Origin of the sequence: Hyphomonas atlantica corrig. (genome assembly GCF_017795365.1) — a bacterium.
Lineage (GTDB): Bacteria > Pseudomonadota > Alphaproteobacteria > Caulobacterales > Hyphomonadaceae > Hyphomonas > Hyphomonas atlantica.
The window spans coordinates 2,337,528-2,354,835 of sequence record NZ_CP051254.1 but is presented as its reverse complement, the minus strand read 5'-3'; the positions used below and the strand labels follow the sequence as shown (position 1 = coordinate 2,354,835).

Genomic DNA, 17,308 nt, shown 5'->3' with positions numbered 1-17,308 from the left:
GCAGAAGTTAATTATTGCACAGCTTCGTCTGAAGGTTAGCCGAAGCCGTGTTCGCTATCTGCCTTACTCCGCTGCTGCAGGTAGATCCATTTCAGAAAGGGCGGTGTAGCGCTTCAAATGGTGATCAACATTACCGAATTCGGCATCAATCATGGTGAGGCGCTTGAAGTAGTGCCCAACTGCCAACTCGTCCGTCATGCCCATACCGCCATGAATTTGCACAGCTTCTTGGCCGACAAAGCGACCCGCTTGGCCGATGCGCACTTTCGCAGCTGACGCGGCTTTCTTGCGAGTCACCTCGTCCTCATCGAGCTTCAAAGTCGCCATGTAAGTCATGGAGATTGACTGCTCGTGTTCCATGAACATGTCGACCATGCGATGCTGCAGCACTTGGAACTTGCCGATGGCCACACCAAACTGCTTACGCTGACGGGAATAATCCACTGTCATGGCGTGAGCCACCTTCATGGCGCCACACGCTTCTGCACAGATTGCCGCAATGGCCTCATCGGTCACCGTCTCAATCAGTGGCAGTCCGTTGTCGACTTCGCCGATCACGGCTTCCGCACCAACGGCGACATTTTCGAAGTAAACTTCGGATGCCCGGCGGCCATCCACGGTCGGATAGTCGCGTGTGCTGATGCCTTGGGCGTCCTTCGCAACCACGAATACTGTAACGCCGTTGCTGTCACGACGGTCGCCGGACGTACGCGCCGTTACGATGAAGTGGGTGGCCCAAGGCGCACCGACAACGACAGCCTTGTGCCCGTTTAGGACAAAGCCGGCACCGTCTTTCTTCGCGGTTGTTTCAAGATCTGCCAGGTTGTAGCGACCACGCGGCTCTGCATATGCGAAGGCAAAGATGTTCTCGCCAGACATCACGCCGGAGAGATATTCCTCCTTTTGTGCGTCACTGCCGCGCTTCAGGAAACCGCCGCCACAAACAACGCTTGGCACGTATGGCTCGACGACGAGCCCTTTGCCGAACTCTTCCATGACAACCATCGCATCGATCGGGCCGCCGCCAAGGCCGCCATCTTCTTCGCTGAAAGGAGCCATCAGCAAGCCGAGCTCAGCGAACTGCGCCCACATTTCCGGACGCCAGCCAGACTCGGACTGAACGACCTTGCGACGGGTTTCGAAGTCGTATTGTTCCCGGATCAGCCTGGAAAGGCTGTCGCGGATCATGGTTTGCTCTTCGGTGAAATTGAAGTCCATCTTGTATCCTCCCTGCCTCGTACGCCTTACAGGCCGAGGATCATCTTCGAAATAATGTTGCGCTGAATTTCATTCGATCCACCATAGATCGATGTCTTGCGCATATTGAAATATGACTCAGCTGCGAAGTTGGCGTGGTCTGGACCAACGCCAAAACCTTCGTTGCCAGTCGCTTCCATGCCGTACCCATAAGGCGCGCCATAATAGCCAACCGCTTCAAGCGTAAGCTCAGTCAGACGCTGTTGAATCTCGGTCCCTTTAACTTTCAGGATCGAGCTTTCAGGTCCCGGCCCCTTGCCTGCAGCTTCTGATGCCAGCGTGCGCAGCTCTGTGAACTCAAGCGCGGTCAGATCGATTTCCAGCTGGCTGATCTTGCGAGCAAAATCCTGGGTTTCAATCAGTGGTGTGCCGTCAACCGTTTCTTCGGAAGCAATGTTGCGCAGACGCTCAACGCCGCGCTTCGAGCGGGCGACACCGGCAATACCGGACCGTTCATGTGCGAGCAGGAATTTAGCGTAGGTCCAACCTTCGTTTTCCTTGCCAACAAGATTTTCGACTGGCACGCGGACATCCGTCAGCCAGGTCTCATTCACCTCGTGGGTGCCGTCGATCAGCTTGATTGGTTTCACTTCAATGCCCGGCGTATTCATATCGACGAGAATGAAGCTGATGCCTTCCTGCGGCTTTTTCGCGTCAGGGTCAGTGCGGCACAGGAAGAAGCCCCAATCGGCATGCTGCGCCAGAGTGGTCCAGGTTTTCTGGCCATTGATCACGTAATGATCGCCATCGCGGACGGCCGTGGTCTTCAGGCTGGCGAGGTCGGAACCAGCGCCCGGCTCGGAATAGCCCTGACACCACCAGACATCGCCGGACAGGATACCCGGCAGGTGGCGCTCTTTCTGCTCTTCGTTTCCGAATGTGTAGATCACCGGCCCAACCATCGAGACACCGAATGGTAGCGGCATCAGCGCATCAACGCGCGCATTTTCTTCTGACCAGATGTAGCGCTGGGTCGATGTCCAACCTGTGCCGCCATACTTTTCTGGCCAAGCCGGCGCAGACCAGCCTTTTTTGCCGAGCACCTTGTGCCAGGCTAGGAATTCCTCGCGCGTGAGATCTTCACGCGTTCCAATTCCATCCAGTTCCTTTGGATAATTATCGCGAATGAATTCGCGGACTTCATTACGGAAGGCAATTTCTTCCGGCGTAAAATCGAGATTCATGACGGCTCCTCACTGTGCGCTGACTGCGCATCATTCTTGCCCCCTCTATTTCCGCCATTTTGGAACAAAGGCAAGGTGACGTGAGCGTAAACGTCAGGTTCTCGTCGCGTCAGGTCGCACTTGCTCCCTCGGGCTCAGCGATGAAGGGGGCACACGCTGTTTTAAGAAGACCAATCGCCGTGGCCGACCCGAGACCACCACCAGTCTGGAACTCAAGCTGAAGCAAGGGCTGCAAGCCAAGTCGCTCCATCGCTGCCTCGTGGGCAGGCCGCCTCGTGACGTGAGACGCGATACAGTGACTGATCGCCTTCGGCTCAATCGCGTGCACAACCGCCGCCGCAATTGTGGTGGCGAATCCATCCAGCACCACCGGGATACCCTGATGGCGCGCGGCGATGATCGCGCCGACGCACGCCGCCAGTTCACGCCCCCCCACATGCCGCAAAGCCTGCAACGGATCGGATAAATGCCCGCGATGCAATGCGAGCGCGCGGGCGACAACATCTACGCGCCGCTCCACCAGTTCAGCGGTCGTCTGATTGCTTGGACGGACCCAATAGTCCGGCGCGCCGCCATACAGGGCGCAAGCCACAGCGGCAGCAGCGGTGCCCACACCCGCGCCAGAAACCGCTAGCGCCAGCAGGTCCGGCTTGTCTTCCGCGGTTTCGAACCCGTAGGCGATCGTCGCAGCGCACTCTCGCTCCGACATGGCCGGGCTCTCGGCAATGCTTTGCGTAGGCTTGTCAATTGCGAGGTCATAAACGCGAATATTCGCACCAGATTGGGTCGCGATGGCCGACAAGGGCGCCTTGCCTTCCCGCAGAGCATCGACGTGTGCGCGCGTGTCGTCTGGACTGGACAGGGAAACGCCCTCTGATGCCAGGCCGTGAGAACTGGCAAAAACAGCCAGGAAAGGCTTTTCGATCCGGGGAGGAAACCTGCCCTGCCATTTTGCCAGCCAGGCCGCCGCCTCGCCGAGGCGGCCAAAGTCCCCCTCACGTCCCATGCCGAGAAGTGCGTCCCGCACTTTCTGCGCGGGTGCCGCATCGGGTTCGGGCGCGTTCCGGATCAGGGAACGGGCGTCTTCCAGAGGTGAAATTTCCTGGGTCGACTCACTCAAGGGAAACGCTCCGTCTTAATATTCAAACTGCTTGTTCTTATAACAGAAAACGAACCCAATCGGCGACAAGGTTTTGTTACTGAATTCATGGGATTGTCTTGCACACACTCGATCGCTGATTACCCTATATCCATGACCGCTCAAGCCATCAAATCGCCCTGTATCAAAGTTTGTGCTGTAGACGCCTCTACAGGACTCTGTCTCGGGTGCGCGCGAACGCTCAAGGAAATTGGGGGATGGGTAAAAATGGGGGAAGAAGGACGTGAGCAGGTGCTTGCGGATCTGCCTGCGCGGATCTCCCGCCTCGAGTCCCTCGGCAAGCGTTAGGAGCCGGCACGATGTCACCACAGAAAACCATACTGGCCGGTTTCGGCATCGCTGTGGCGCTTTCGGCCATCGTCAGTTTTATCATTGCCCCAAAAATGGAGCAGCATCGCACTGAGCTTGCAACGATGACACCGGAGGCCGCGCCTGCCCCCACCGAAAAGCGAACGTCGGTTCGCTTCGCCAATGCCGCAATCATCGATCGCGAAGATGATGGACACTACTGGACGCGCGCAGAAGTCCACGGCACCGCGGTCAAATTCATGGTGGATACCGGCGCCAGCACGGTGGCCCTCACGTATCGGGATGCCCAGCGCCTGGGCCTTAATCCTGAAACCCTCGACTATCGCTGGGAAATCCGGACCGCTGGCGGCATTACGCACGGCGCCGCTGTAACGCTGGACAGCATTCGCATCGGACAGGTTGAGATTGAACAGGTGGGTGCAATGATCCTGAAAGACGGGCTGGAACAGTCGCTGCTGGGCATGACCTTTCTTGGCGAACTTTACTCGTATGAATTCAAGCAAAGCCAGCTGATCATACGCCGGTAATCAGCGCACCGTTGCGGCCTTTGCCAACGCCGATCTCCCAGGCGAATCGTTCCTCATCGCCAGCCCAACGGGCATAGGCTACGCGCCCCTCAAGGCCTGCTGCGTCCATCAGATCCCGATACCAGTAAACAGCGCCTGCATTCAGCCTTTGCGGGTGAACGCCCCATAGCAGGCAAGCAGTGCGAAGCCTCTGATCGTCCAATGAACCATACAGGATCGGTGCCTTGCCACGCACACGCGCGAACCGGGCCAGACGGTCGAAGGCTCCCGTTCTCAGGGCCAGCGCAGTTGCACCTTCGGCCTCTGCCATGCCCTGTGATGTCTCTGCCACAACATCAATCGCCGTTTGTGCGGGTTGGTCCCCAGAGAATTGCTCCAGGGAACGACGATAGTCTTCGGCGCTCTCGGTTGCACGAATGATCCGCGACATGATGGCGACAGTTGTCGCCGGGTGTCGCCCAACCGCTGTTTCCCCTGACAGCATCACCGCATCCGCGCCCTGATAGATCGCCGTGGCGACATCAGACGCCTCTGCGCGTGTGGGCGCGGCGTTCTCGATCATGGATTCCAGCATCTGCGTTGCCACGATGACAGGCCGACCCAAGCCACGCGCGCAGCGAACGATGCGGCGCTGGATCACCGGGACATCTTCGGGCGCGTATTCGACGCCCAGATCTCCCCGGGCGACCATGACGGCATCAGCCGCGGCGACAATCGGCTCAAGATTATCGATCGCGGCAGGCTTCTCCAGCTTTGCAACCAAGGGCGCGCGACCCTTGATGATCGCTTTGACTTCTTCAATGTCTTCAACAGTTTGGACAAATGACAATGCGACCAAATCCACGCCGATTTCCATTGCGAAATCGAGATCAGCCCTGTCTTTCTCCGTCAGGGCGCGCACAGGCAGCGCCTTGCCGCGCACCGTAAAGCCTTTCTTGTCTGTCAGTTTTCCAGGCACTTCCGCGCGAACCCTGGGCGCATCGCCAGCCTGCGTGACGGTGAACATGAGCTTACCATCATCCACAAGGATAACGTCGCCCTCTTCCAGTATTTCGACGATCTCGGCGTGAGGCACAGGGATTGTGTCGTCGGCATCTGTCGTTTCTGCAGCAACAACGGCGTATTCTTTCTGGTATCGCAGGCGCAGTTCGCCGCCGGGCAGCGAACCGACTCTCACTTTTGGTCCCTGCAAGTCGCCGAGTGTCGCCAAGGGTCGCCCGGTTTCTTTCTCTGCCGCGCGAACCGCCTCCAACGCCGCCTTGTGCGCGCTGTGTTCGCCATGACTGAAGTTCAGTCGAAACACGTCAACGCCGGCATACGCCAAAGCCAGCACTTCCTTGGGCGAGCGACTGCCCGGCCCAAGGGTCGCCACGATCTTTGCATTCTCACCAATCAGAGTCTTACCAGTCATTCCGCCCTCCCGATGACAAGGTTGACACAGCTACTATACGAGTCCGCCGGAACTGGCCAGTCAGCGTTGCGCGAAGCCTGCTCGGAAAAAATATGCGACTGGTTGCATCCAATAGATCGAGTCGGTGCATCTGACTTCAAAAGAGGATTTTTCATGAAATCAGCCATCATTGCCCTGTCAGCCCTTATCGCGAGTGCGCTTCCAAACGCCGTCGCAGAAGATGCCCCAGAGCCAAGAAACAACCCGGTTCAGATAATGGTGCTCGGCACTTATCATTTCGGAAACCCCGGTCTTGATCTGGTCAACACCGAGGCGGACGATGTGCTTCTGCCAAAGCGGCAGGCTGAACTAGAAACACTGGCTGACCGCTTGCTGGAGTTTCAGCCCACAGCGATTGCGATTGAAAGTATCCGCCGGACAGATGATGCGCTTGACCCAGGGTTTCCTGACTTCACGCCTGATGACCTGACCCGCCAACGTAATGAGAGCGTCCAAATCGGCTATCGCGTGGCGCATGCGGCTGGCCTGGACCGCGTCTATGCTGTGGATACGCAAGAAGGAGAGATTTCCTATTTCCCTTTTGACCGGGTTGAAGCGTTTGCCGAACGGACCAATCGCCAGAACGAGATCACCTCAAAAATCGAGACCATCAAGGCTCAGGCAGAAGCCATGATGCGTGACCAGGCAACGACTCCGATTGCCGAGATGCTTGCCCGGCAGAATGAGCCGGGCCTGATTGATGAGATGCATTCCGGATTCTACTATGGCCTGCTCAACATGACCGACGCCGAGGACAATGCCGGCGCCGCGCTCAATTATGGCTGGTATGCCCGCAACGCAGAAATCTTTGCCAACATCGCAGAAATCTCACAGCCCGGTGACCGGATCCTGGTCATCTACGGATCAGGTCACAATTATTGGCTCCGCCATTTTGCCGAAGAAACGCCTGGCTTTGCCCTGGTCGAACCGAACCCCTACCTGGTCGACTAGTCCACAGCAAACGGATCATAATTCAGGATCGGCGCCAACCACCGCTCGGCCTTGCGGGTATCCCACCCCTTGCGCCGGGCGTAATCCTCAACCTGATCCTTTTCGATACGGCCGACAGCGAAGTACACGCTTTCCGGATGTGCGAAATACAGGCCGGAAACGCTGGCCGCAGGAGTCATTGCGAAGCTTGAGGTGAGCTCAACACCGATGCGGTCTTCGGCTTCCAGCAATTTGAACAGGGTTTCCTTCTCGGTGTGTTCCGGCTGGCTCGGATAGCCCGGCGCGGGACGGATCCCCCGATACTTCTCCTTGATCAGCTCAGCGTTGCCGAGGTCTTCATCAGGCGCATATCCCCAAAGCTCCTTGCGAACACGCTCGTGCATGTATTCCGCCATCGCCTCAGCAAACCGGTCAGCCAACGCCTTGACCATGATGGAGGAATAGTCGTCCCGCTTCTCTATGAATTCCTTGGCAATTTCCTCCGCCTGCGGACCGGCGGTTACACAGAAGCCACCAATCCAGTCATCGCCCTCTGGCGCAACAAAGTCTGACATCGCAAAGTTCGGACGCGTATTGTCTTTCACCATTTGCTGCCGCAACGTATGAAACACCTCGCCCGATTGAAGGTGAATGTCGTCGCCGACTGAATTGGCCTTCCAGAAGCCGACAACCGCCTTCGGCTTGAGCCACGCCTCACCGACCAGCTGCTGCATCATGCCTTGTGTATCATTCCACAAGCTTGTCGCCGCTTCGCCCACAATCTTGTCTTCGAGAATTTGCGGGAACTGTCCGGCAAGATCCCACGCCGAGAAATACGGCGTCCAGTCAATGTACCGGGCAAGCGTTGCCAGATCGATGTCTTCGAAAGTCCTGACACCCTCGAAACTTGGCGCAGGGGGCGTGTAGCTGTCCCAGTCCAGTTTCAAGCGCACCTCTCTTGCCTGTTCGATCGGCAGGCGCGGCTTGGGCGGGCCGCCGGATCTCGCTTCGCGCATGCGTTCGTAGCGGGCCTTGGTCTGAGTCACAAAGCCGGGCTTGTCGTCTTCGCTGAGCAGTGTGCTGACAACGCCGACAGCGCGGCTGGCGTCAGAGACATGAACCACAGGCGCACAGCGGATGACCGGATCGATCTTTACGGCCGTATGCGCCGGGCTGGTGGTCGCGCCACCAATCAGGAGGGGCTGCACCATGCCGCGACGTTCCATTTCAGCTGCCACATAGACCATTTCATCAAGGCTTGGCGTTATGAGACCGGACAGGCCGATCACATCAACATTTTCCTTTATGGCCGTATCCAGAATGGTTTCAGCAGGCACCATGACGCCTAGGTCAAGAATTTCATAGCCATTACACGCCAGCACAACGCCAACGATGTTCTTGCCGATATCGTGTACGTCCCCTTTCACCGTGGCCATCAGAACCTTGCCATTGGAAACGTCGACCGTGCCAAGACGCTGTTTTTCCTCTTCCATGAACGGCTCAAGCCACGCCACCGCCTGTTTCATCACACGCGCGGATTTCACCACTTGCGGCAGGAACATCTTGCCAGATCCGAACAGGTCTCCGACGACATTCATGCCGTCCATAAGTGGCCCTTCGATAACATGCAGCGGGCGCTCTGATGCCAGACGCGCCTCTTCCGTATCGGCATCAATGAATTCCGTTATGCCGTGGACCAGAGCGTACTCAAGACGTTTGGCGACCGGAGCTTCCCGCCAGGACAAATCCTTCTCTGCGGTCTTGCCCTTCTGGCCCTTGAAGCCTTCGGCAATCTCGATCAGGCGCTCAGTCGCATCGTCGCGCCGGTTCAGGATCACGTCCTCTACGCGTTCACGCAATTCTGGTTCGATATCGTCATAGATATCGAGCTGGCCTGCATTGACGATCCCCATATCCATGCCGGCTGGGATGGCGTGATACAGGAATACAGAGTGCATGGCCCGGCGCACAGGCTCATTTCCCCGGAAGCTGAAGGACACGTTCGAGAGTCCACCCGAAATGTGGCAGCCGGGGCAGGTCTCTCGGATCACGCGCGCAGCCTCAATGAAGTCTACGGCGTAATTGTTGTGCTCTTCGATGCCCGTCGCCACAGCAAAAACATTGGGGTCAAAGATGATGTCTTCGGCAGGGAAGCCGACATCCTCAGTCAGAATACGGAAAGCACGCTGGCAGATCTCGACCTTGCGGTCTTTTGTATCGGCCTGCCCGACCTCGTCGAATGCCATGACAACAACCGCAGCGCCATACGCAAGGCACGCGCGCGCCTGCTTCCGGAAAATCTCCTCACCTTCCTTCATGGAAATGGAGTTCACGATGGCCTTGCCCTGAACGCATTTCAGGCCAGCCTCGATGACCTCCCATTTGGAGGAGTCGATCATCACCGGCACCCGTGCGATGTCCGGCTCGGCCGCAATCAGGTTCAGGAAGGTCCGCATGGCCTCGGCACCATCAAGCATGCCTTCGTCCATGTTCACGTCGATGACCTGCGCGCCATTCTCGACCTGCTGGCGCGCAACCTCAACGGCGTCGGCATAGCGGCCTTCCGTGACCATTTTGCGGAACCGCGCGGAACCGGTGACGTTTGTGCGCTCACCAACGTTTACGAAATTTTGTGAAGCTGAGTTGGTCATTTTCTTGTTTTCCCGGCATCGAGCGGCCAGTTGCCATCGGCTACGGGCGAGAAGCCCTCGATAGATTTATTGTACCAGTAGATCCAGGCCATTTCGCCAGTTTCGCTTGCTGCGTTGTCGAGCAAGGGAATCTGTGTGCGCAGATAGAGGCTTGTCTCCGGGTCGTCGGTGACATCCTCGAACGCATCCATCGCAGGCATGATCGCCGGATCGCTGATCTGCCAGCGAACGCCATAGCATAGCGTGTCTCCGTCCACCACGCCTGGAAAGCCACCCAGATCAACCATCCGACCACGGAATCTGCATGGCGCACCAAAGGCGCCCGCCGTCGCGAGCGGAAGGTCCGCCGGCTGTCCTGCGGCGCCCTGTTTCAAGAGGCCGTAGAACACAAAAAGGTCGCCAGCCCTGACTTCCGCTTGCGTCACGCGCCCACCTCAAACGGTTCGAGGCCAGACAGACGCATGGTGTGCTTGCCGGGAACTGGGTCGCGCGGCTTTACACCGTTCACCGCCTTGGCAATTGCCGCGATGTGGTCTGGAGTCGTGCCACAGCATCCGCCGAGAATGTTCACAAGTCCATCCTTCGCCCATCCACCCACAGCGCCGGACGTCTGCTCGGGCTGTTCGTCATATTCGCCCATTTCATTCGGCAGGCCAGCGTTCGGATAGGCCGCCACCAGCGTGTCCGCGACACGGGACAGCGCGGCGATGTGCGGACGCATCAGATCGGCGCCGAGTGCACAATTGAACCCTATGGCGAACGGCTTCGCATGACGGACTGAGTTCCAGAATGCTTCAACTGTTTGGCCAGACAGTGTGCGGCCTGAACGGTCGGTAATCGTTCCCGAAATCCAGATCGGCAACTTGTCCATGCCTTCATCTTCGAGGTCCATGATCGCCTTGATCGCCGCCTTGCAGTTCAGCGTGTCCGTGATCGTCTCAATCAGGTACAAATCGACACCACCTTCGTTCAGGGCACGGATCTGCTGGCGATAGGCATTATAAACTTCGTCAAACGTCACGGAACGCGCGCCGGGATCGTTCACATCTGATGACATGGACAACATCTTGTTGAGCGGTCCGATGGACCCGGCGAGGAAACGGGGCTTGTCAGGGGTCTTCGCAGTCCAGGCATCCGCCGCAGCCCGGCCAAGCTTCGCGCCTTCCATGTTGATGTCCCAGACCGACTGCTCGTCCAGCTTGTAGTCGTCCTGCGCAATCACGGTTGAGCTGAATGTGTTGGTCTCCGAAATGTCCGCGCCTGCGCCATAGTAGGCGTTGTGAAGATCCGTCACGATGTCAGGACGGGTCAGGCAGAGGATGTCATTGTTTCCCTTCATCTGCCCGGGATACTTGTCTTCGGAGAAGCGATCTCCGCGATAGTCGGACTCCTCCAGGCCGCGCCGCTGAATCATCGCGCCCCATGCTCCATCCAGGATCAGGATACGTTCTTTCGCGGCCGCTTTCAGGGCGTCAATACGATCTTGTCTGTTCATCGGTCAGGCCGCCTCAGCAGAATTGGGTTTCAGGCCAAGCAAGCGGCACGTGGACAGTGCGAGGCCTGCGCGGTTCAATGTGTAGAAGTGGAAATCGCGAACGCCTTCATCCGAGAGTTTCCGGCAGAGGTCCGCCGCTACGTTCGCGGTGACGAGCTCCCGGGTTTCCGTATCCTCGTCAAGGCCATCGTAAAGCTCATGCAGCCAGCCTGGCAGCGATGACCCGCACAGGCCGGAAATGCGCTTCAGCCCTTTGAAGTTTGGCTGCAGCATGATTCCCGGCACGATTGGCATGGTGACGCCTCCCGCGCGGGCCTTTTCAAGGAAGTTCAGATAGATTTCGGGCTCAAAGAAAAATTGCGTTATCGCGCGATCCGCCCCCGCATCCTGTTTGGCCTTGAGAAAGGCTATCTCGGCATCCCAACCGCGGCTTTCGGGATGAAGCTCAGGATAGCACGAGACGGATATTTCAAAGCAGCGCCCAAGGTCTGGCCGATGTTCGCGGATGCCCTCGATCAGATCAATCGAGTCGCGAAACCCTCCCGGATGCTGTTCAAACTTCTCGCCCATGCCCGCAGGCGGGTCGCCGCGCAGCGCCACGATGTGCTTCACGCCAGCCTGCCAGTAGTCTTCGGCGACGGACAGGACTTCTTCTTTCGTCGCACCAACGCAAGTCAAATGCCCAGCAGGGCGCAAATGGGTGTCCTGCGCGATCCGCCGAACGGTGTCATGGGTCCGCTCCCGCGTAGAACCGCCCGCACCATAGGTCACAGACACGAAGTTCGGCGCCATGGGCTCCAACCGCTCAACCGTTTCCCATAGCCGCGCAGCCATGGCTTCAGTTTTCGGTGGGAAAAACTCAAATGAGACGGATGGTGCGTCGCTGGATTGAAGTGAAGAAAGCGGACTCATTTGGTTTACTCCGTGGACGTGGCGGATTTGACCGCCTTCCATATGTTTACGGTCAGTCCATCTGCTGCATCAGCCGGTGGCGCAAAAGATTTTGGTTCGGACACATTCAATCCGACATCGCTGGTCCATGCCTGCATGGCATCGTGCGACAACCCGAGCCGGTGGTGGCCATGCTCAGCGCGCAAAAACTCAAGATCGTGAGGCGCAAAATCTACCACAAGCAATTGGCCGCCAGGCCGCAGAACACGGGCCGCTTCCGATATCGCACGATTGGGTGTGTCCATATAGTGCAGCACTTGATGGATGATCACGAGATCAGCGCTGTTCGATTCAAACGGCACGGCGGTGACATTGCCCTGACGCACTCGCGCGCCATCAATACCCAAACGCTCGAGGTTGGCGCGCGCGACCGTCAGCATGTGATGGCTGAGATCAATGCCTTCGGCGCTCTCGGCGCGCGGCGCGAAGAGGCTGAGCATTCTTCCGGTACCGGTTCCAAAGTCCAGCACGCGCCCGAAGGGCCCCTGGCCAGCCAGCTCCAGAAGCGCCGACTCAATAAGGTCGTTCGGATAATGTAGTGAGCGCAACCTGTCCCAGTTTTCAGCGATACTTGAGAAATACGCTTCCGCCGTATCTGCGCGCGTGGCGCTGACCTCTTCGAGATGCTGGCGGTCACGGACAAAATCCGCTTCCTCATGATCGAGTTGAGCAAACAACGCGTCCAGAAATGTTTTTCCCGCACCTCTCGTGGCCGCACGATAAAAAACAAAGGACCCTTCCGGCAAACGCTCAACGAGCCCTGCCGCGGTCAATGCCTTGAGATGATGTGACAATCTCGGTTGGGATTGCTCCAAGACCTGCACGAGTTCGCCCACCGACAGATCCCTCTGACGCAACAGCGACAGCACGCGCAGCCGGGTTGGCTCACCCGCCGCGCGCAAGCAATCGATCATGGGAGAACTTGCCAAAATCATTTAACGACATAAACATCGATTTATATGTTTTAGCAACCCGGCTTTACAGAAATATCACCTATGCATGCTTGTGTGCCACCGAGTGTTGAAGCCCACAGGGTTTGCCACCATTTACCGAGTTCGAAACACGGGGTTATCGATACATGACACAGCGAGTCTTCGCCGCCATACTTGCCATGGGCCTGGGAGCCTGCGCGTCCACCCAGAGCGTCGAGACTGGCACAGTCAGCGACCCCTATGAGGGTTTCAACCGTCAGATGTTCGCCTTCAACAGTGAAGTCGACAAATATGCGCTGGGCCCTGCCGCTGGCGCGTACGAAACAGTAACACCCGAATTTGCGCGAGATCGCGTTGGCGACTTCCTGCACAATTTGAAGTCCCCCGTCATATTCATCAACGATGTGCTGCAAGGCGAAGGCGACCGCGCAGGCGATACACTTGGGCGTTTCCTGATCAATTCCACGATCGGCGTGGCCGGTCTTTGGGATGTCGCCGGGTACAATGGCATCGAAAAGCACAGTGAGGACTTCGGACAAACCTTGGCGGTTTGGGGCGTCGAAAGCGGTCCATATCTCGTGCTGCCATTGATGGGCCCGACAACGCCGCGTGATTTGTTTGGCGGCGGCATAGACCGGGCGCTGGACCCACTGAACTGGACCGAATTCGCAGACAATCCCGACCTGGACGATCACATCGCAATTGGCAGGAGTGTGCTCGGCGGCCTAAACGCCCGCGTCGCCCTGGACGATCAGATCGAACAATTAAACGCTCAACCGGAACCTTATGTGGCCCTGCGCCGGATTTATTCATCTCAGCGTCAGGCTGAAATCCGTAACGGTCGCATAAATGAGGAAGAAGCGTACGACGATCTCCCTGATTTTGACGAATTTGAATAATAAGCGAGTGGCACGACCACAAACAGGAGCAAGAAAGTGAAACGCGAAATCAGACATTTGGCATTGGCGGCCACCGCGATGCTGATGTTTTCCTCCAACGCATTCGCAGACGCCAAGACGGAAGCCTACGTTCAGGAAAACGCCAGCGAAGTGCTGGCATCCCTGAATGACCCATCCTTGAACGCAGAAGAGCGCACTGAAAAATTCAACGCCTATATGGACGAGTTCACGGACATGGTCGCCGTGTCCAATTTCGCCATCGGCAAGTATGCCCGTCGCTTTAACGACGATGAGCTAGCTCGCTACCGCAAAGTGTTTCGCGAATACGCACTCGCTGTCTACGAAAACGAACTCGACGCCTATCGCGGCGAAGCGGTGGTCGTGAAGGATTCTGTTGATCGGTCGGAAACTGACTCCATCGTCAACACGGTCATCAAACGGCAGGACGGCAAGGACATGGATGTCCGCTGGCGTGTGCTGACGCGAGACGGAAAATATCAAGTCGTTGATGTGGCACTGAACCTGGACGGAAATCTGATTTGGCTGGCCATTGAACAACGGGCACAATTCCTCGCCCTGCTCGACCGCTCGAACGGATCCGCCGATGCGCTGATTGAAAAGATCGAGAGTATGAAGCGGAACCTGGAAGCGAGCACTCGCGGCTAGCTTTATGCCTGATTAAACGCACCAGTGCTCGAAACGCATGTTCGTGGCCTTCCGAAAGGCTTCCGCGTCTGGAGACAGTTGATCTTGAAGGCTTTTAATCACGCTTGCATCGAAATCCGGCAGGACATTTTTCTGAGATTTAGAGCGTATTGCGTTACGAGCGTTTTCAACCAGGCTACGGGGCGCGTGCTGACGCACCATGTGCCCTAGCCGAGTTGACCTCATTCTGTGCCACCAGTTTGGCAACGCATTCAGATCTGCCGCCGAGTTCTTTGAAGGGAGTTCGACGGTTTGGAGCGCTTCGGGATCAGAAATTCCAACATGCTGTCCTACTCGAACCAGAGATTTCGGCTCTTTCAACATGTCTGCAAAATCAACGATAAGAATATCGTCTCGATCCCAATGATCGAAAAACGGCTGCATCTGGTAAGCATAGCGACTGACGTTGATGGCGTGGGCCGCGTTCTTTGTGTCCAGCCATTCCGAAGGTGATGGCAAGTCCTCTCCGAATAAAATGGAGTGTTTGTATTGCGAAACAACCCGCTTCACCGGATCACGCGCAACGAAAACCAACTTCGCATTGCCCGCGTGCTTTTTGATCAGGCGCCACGTATCCGGAAACACGTCTCGCTTCGTATAATTCGGACAAAAGTCGATCTTCGGAAGATTACTCTTTCCGAACTGACGCGAATACCAACTCGCTCCGACCTCCATGTTGACCGGCGTAAGAAAGAAGTCTGTTTCTTTGGACTCCGGAACGGACGCCTGCCCCGACTGACGAAACAGGTGGTACAGGGAAGTTGTACCGGCGCGCATTGCCCCAATTACAATCGCATCGGGCGCTATGTCGCTTTCCAGCGGCCTCATCTCGCAAGTGCCCATCGCCATCAATTCCCTCTCCGAAGCAGCAAACTGTCTGCCGACAAACCGCAATGCTGACGACGGAACGAAACATGATCGATGAGATTCAAAGAATCAACCACAAACCCTTAAAAACAATGGTTAAATTCCGCATTTTCCAATTATTGGGCATCGCAATAACCTATCAGTTGAAACGCGAACAAACAATTCGTGCATCGAACGAAAGTTTGTGCGAGTAAATTTGTACTAAATTGGTCAGCGGGCAAATTTCTTGAATTTCAGGCGCTTCGGATTGACGGCATCTTCGCCAAGGCGTCGTTTCTTGTCCTCAAGATAGGATGAGAAGTCGCCCTCAAACCATTCGACATGCGAGTCACCCTCGAACGCCAGAATGTGCGTCGCCATTCGGTCCAGGAACCAACGATCGTGAGAGATAATCACGGCGCATCCAGGAAAGGCATCGAGCCCCTCTTCCAGCGCCTGAAGCGTTTCGACGTCCAGATCGTTGGTCGGCTCGTCGAGCAGCAGCACGTTGGAGCTCTGCTTCAACATCTTGGCCAGATGCACGCGGTTACGCTCACCGCCTGACAACAGGCCAACTTTCTTCTGCTGGTCAGAGCCTTTGAAGTTGAACGCGCCGACATAGGCGCGAGAGTTCACTTCGATGCCGCCGAGGTCGATGACATCTGTGCCGCCCGAAATCTCTTCCCAGACATTCTTGCTATCATCGAGTTTGTTCCGGCTCTGGTCGACGTAGCCAAACTTGACCGTGTCGCCGACGCGAAGTGAACCAGCATCCGGCTCTTCCTGCCCCAGAATCATCTTGAACAGGGTCGATTTACCTGCACCGTTCGGGCCGATGACGCCCACGATACCGCCGGGCGGCAGTTTGAAGTCGAGATCTTCGATCAGCAAATTGTCGCCAAAGCCCTTCCGAAGGTTTTCAGCCTCGAGCACCACATTGCCGAGCCTTGGACCAGGGGGAATGCGGATCTGAGCGGTTGAGACCTTCTCCTTCTCAGCCTCCGCTGCCTTCTGTTCGTAGGATTGGATACGAGCCTTCGACTTGGCTTGCCGCGCTTTCGGACTGGAGCGAACCCATTCGAGTTCCTTGGCCAGCGAGCGCTGCTTGCCACGCTCTTCGCGCGCCTCTTGCTCCATCCGCTTGGCTTTCTGTTCCAACCAATCAGAGTAGTTGCCTTGGTACGGAATGCCGCGTCCACGATCGAGTTCGAGAATCCAGGTCGTGATATCATCAAGGAAGTAGCGGTCGTGGGTAACGAGGATCACACAGCCCTTGAAATTGATGAGGTAGTTCTGAAGCCAGGCCACCGTCTCTGCGTCGAGATGGTTGGTCGGTTCGTCCATCAAAATCATGTCAGGCTTGGAGAGCAACAGCGCACAAATCGCAACGCGGCGGACTTCACCACCAGAAAGCTTCGAAACGTCTGCATCGTCAGGCGGGCAGCGCAGGGCTTCCATTGCCATCTGGATCTTTGAATCGATATCCCAGGCGTCTGCCGCGTCGATCTTCTCCTGAAGCGCGGTCATTTCTTCCATCAACTCGTCGGAATAGTCCTCTCCGAGCTTGCCGGAGATCTCGTTGAACTTGTCCAACATCTGCTTTTCAGGACATGACGCGGCGATGTTCTCAAAGACCGACTTCGATTCGTCCAGCTTTGGCTCCTGAGGCAGATAGCCGACTTTAACGCCGTCAGCCGACCAGGCTTCGCCATTAAATTCCTTATCTTGGCCGGCCATGATGCGCAGGAGAGTCGACTTACCGGCACCGTTGACACCGACGACACCGATCTTCGCATCCGGAAGGAAGCTGAGGTGAATGTTCTCGAACACCTTCTTGCCACCGGGATAGGTCTTGGACAGACCTTGCATGTGATAAACATATTGGGGACCGGCCATGAAATGCGTCTCCTGAAGAATGGGGGAAATACGTCGCCTCAGTTACGCGGGAACGCGCGAAAATCAAGCGGGCAAGCACAACCGATCCCGGTTATCTGGTTCCTGAGCCCTAAGAGA

General features: G+C 56.8%; 16 protein-coding genes. 5 read left to right on the top strand and 11 right to left on the bottom strand.

Translation table 11 applies throughout. The features are described 5' to 3' along the window. Positions 1 to 63 precede the first annotated feature (63 nt). The 3 genes from HF931_RS11425 to HF931_RS11415 form a co-directional block, all read right to left on the bottom strand. A complete protein-coding gene (locus tag HF931_RS11425; RefSeq protein ID WP_035553819.1) occupies positions 64 to 1,218 on the bottom strand; it encodes an acyl-CoA dehydrogenase family protein in 1,155 nt (384 codons plus the stop codon). Between the two features lie 26 nt (positions 1,219 to 1,244). After that, on the bottom strand, positions 1,245 to 2,441 hold the full coding sequence (locus tag HF931_RS11420) for an acyl-CoA dehydrogenase family protein (RefSeq protein WP_035553822.1): 1,197 nt from the start codon (positions 2,439 to 2,441) through the stop codon (positions 1,245 to 1,247). 109 nt (positions 2,442 to 2,550) lie between these two features. Then, entirely contained in the window at positions 2,551 to 3,561 is a 1,011-nt protein-coding gene (locus HF931_RS11415; protein WP_035553824.1) for a nicotinate-nucleotide--dimethylbenzimidazole phosphoribosyltransferase, read from the bottom strand. Positions 3,562 to 3,648: 87 nt separating this feature from the next. On the opposite strand from HF931_RS11415, the gene HF931_RS11410 reads away from it, so the two are divergent. Then, a complete protein-coding gene (locus HF931_RS11410) occupies positions 3,649 to 3,888 on the top strand; it encodes a DUF1289 domain-containing protein (protein WP_337957143.1) in 240 nt (79 codons plus the stop codon). 11 nt (positions 3,889 to 3,899) lie between these two features. After that, positions 3,900 to 4,436, top strand: coding sequence for a retropepsin-like aspartic protease family protein (locus tag HF931_RS11405; protein ID WP_051602802.1), 537 nt, complete (start codon positions 3,900 to 3,902; stop codon positions 4,434 to 4,436). On the opposite strand, the gene pyk is transcribed toward HF931_RS11405, so the two are convergent. After that, complete coding sequence (gene pyk, locus HF931_RS11400) at positions 4,423 to 5,847, bottom strand: pyruvate kinase (protein WP_273013816.1); 1,425 nt, start codon at positions 5,845 to 5,847, stop codon at positions 4,423 to 4,425. The genes HF931_RS11405 and pyk overlap by 14 nt on opposite strands. 153 nt (positions 5,848 to 6,000) lie before the next feature. Here pyk and HF931_RS11395 point away from each other — a divergent pair, with 153 nt between their 5' ends. Further along, a complete protein-coding gene (locus HF931_RS11395) occupies positions 6,001 to 6,837 on the top strand; it encodes a DUF5694 domain-containing protein (protein ID WP_273240198.1) in 837 nt (278 codons plus the stop codon). Here HF931_RS11395 and metH read toward each other — a convergent pair. From metH to HF931_RS11370, 5 genes are read right to left on the bottom strand one after another with little or no spacing between them, the layout of a single operon-like run. Then, positions 6,834 to 9,467 carry a methionine synthase gene (gene metH / locus HF931_RS11390; protein WP_273240196.1) on the bottom strand — a complete coding sequence of 878 codons (2,634 nt, stop codon included), beginning with the start codon at positions 9,465 to 9,467 and terminating at the stop codon, positions 6,834 to 6,836. The genes HF931_RS11395 and metH overlap by 4 nt on opposite strands. Next, complete coding sequence (locus HF931_RS11385) at positions 9,464 to 9,892, bottom strand: gamma-glutamylcyclotransferase family protein (protein ID WP_273240194.1); 429 nt, start codon at positions 9,890 to 9,892, stop codon at positions 9,464 to 9,466. The genes metH and HF931_RS11385 overlap by 4 nt, the downstream gene beginning before the upstream one ends. Beyond that, positions 9,889 to 10,962: a homocysteine S-methyltransferase family protein gene (locus tag HF931_RS11380; protein ID WP_273240192.1), complete on the bottom strand. Its 1,074-nt coding sequence runs from the start codon at positions 10,960 to 10,962 to the stop codon at positions 9,889 to 9,891. Before HF931_RS11380 ends, HF931_RS11385 begins: the two co-directional genes overlap by 4 nt. A 3-nt stretch (positions 10,963 to 10,965) precedes the next feature. Then, complete coding sequence (gene metF, locus HF931_RS11375) at positions 10,966 to 11,874, bottom strand: methylenetetrahydrofolate reductase [NAD(P)H] (RefSeq protein ID WP_035553837.1); 909 nt, start codon at positions 11,872 to 11,874, stop codon at positions 10,966 to 10,968. Positions 11,875 to 11,879: 5 nt separating this feature from the next. Next, positions 11,880 to 12,827, bottom strand: coding sequence for an ArsR/SmtB family transcription factor (locus tag HF931_RS11370; protein ID WP_272982817.1), 948 nt, complete (start codon positions 12,825 to 12,827; stop codon positions 11,880 to 11,882). Positions 12,828 to 12,991: 164 nt separating this feature from the next. On the opposite strand from HF931_RS11370, the gene HF931_RS11365 reads away from it, so the two are divergent. Next, positions 12,992 to 13,744: an MlaA family lipoprotein gene (locus HF931_RS11365; protein WP_035553842.1), complete on the top strand. Its 753-nt coding sequence runs from the start codon at positions 12,992 to 12,994 to the stop codon at positions 13,742 to 13,744. Positions 13,745 to 13,780: 36 nt separating this feature from the next. After that, positions 13,781 to 14,410: an MlaC/ttg2D family ABC transporter substrate-binding protein gene (locus HF931_RS11360; protein WP_035553844.1), complete on the top strand. Its 630-nt coding sequence runs from the start codon at positions 13,781 to 13,783 to the stop codon at positions 14,408 to 14,410. A 12-nt stretch (positions 14,411 to 14,422) separates the two neighbouring features. On the opposite strand, the gene HF931_RS11355 is transcribed toward HF931_RS11360, so the two are convergent. Together HF931_RS11355 and ettA are read right to left on the bottom strand one after the other, a co-directional pair. Next, positions 14,423 to 15,298, bottom strand: coding sequence for a sulfotransferase family protein (locus tag HF931_RS11355; RefSeq protein ID WP_035553846.1), 876 nt, complete (start codon positions 15,296 to 15,298; stop codon positions 14,423 to 14,425). A gap of 228 nt (positions 15,299 to 15,526) precedes the next feature. Further along, positions 15,527 to 17,191 (bottom strand): energy-dependent translational throttle protein EttA, encoded by a 1,665-nt coding sequence (gene ettA, locus HF931_RS11350; protein WP_035553848.1) that lies wholly within the window; start codon positions 17,189 to 17,191, stop codon positions 15,527 to 15,529. Between the last annotated feature and the right edge of the window lie 117 nt (positions 17,192 to 17,308).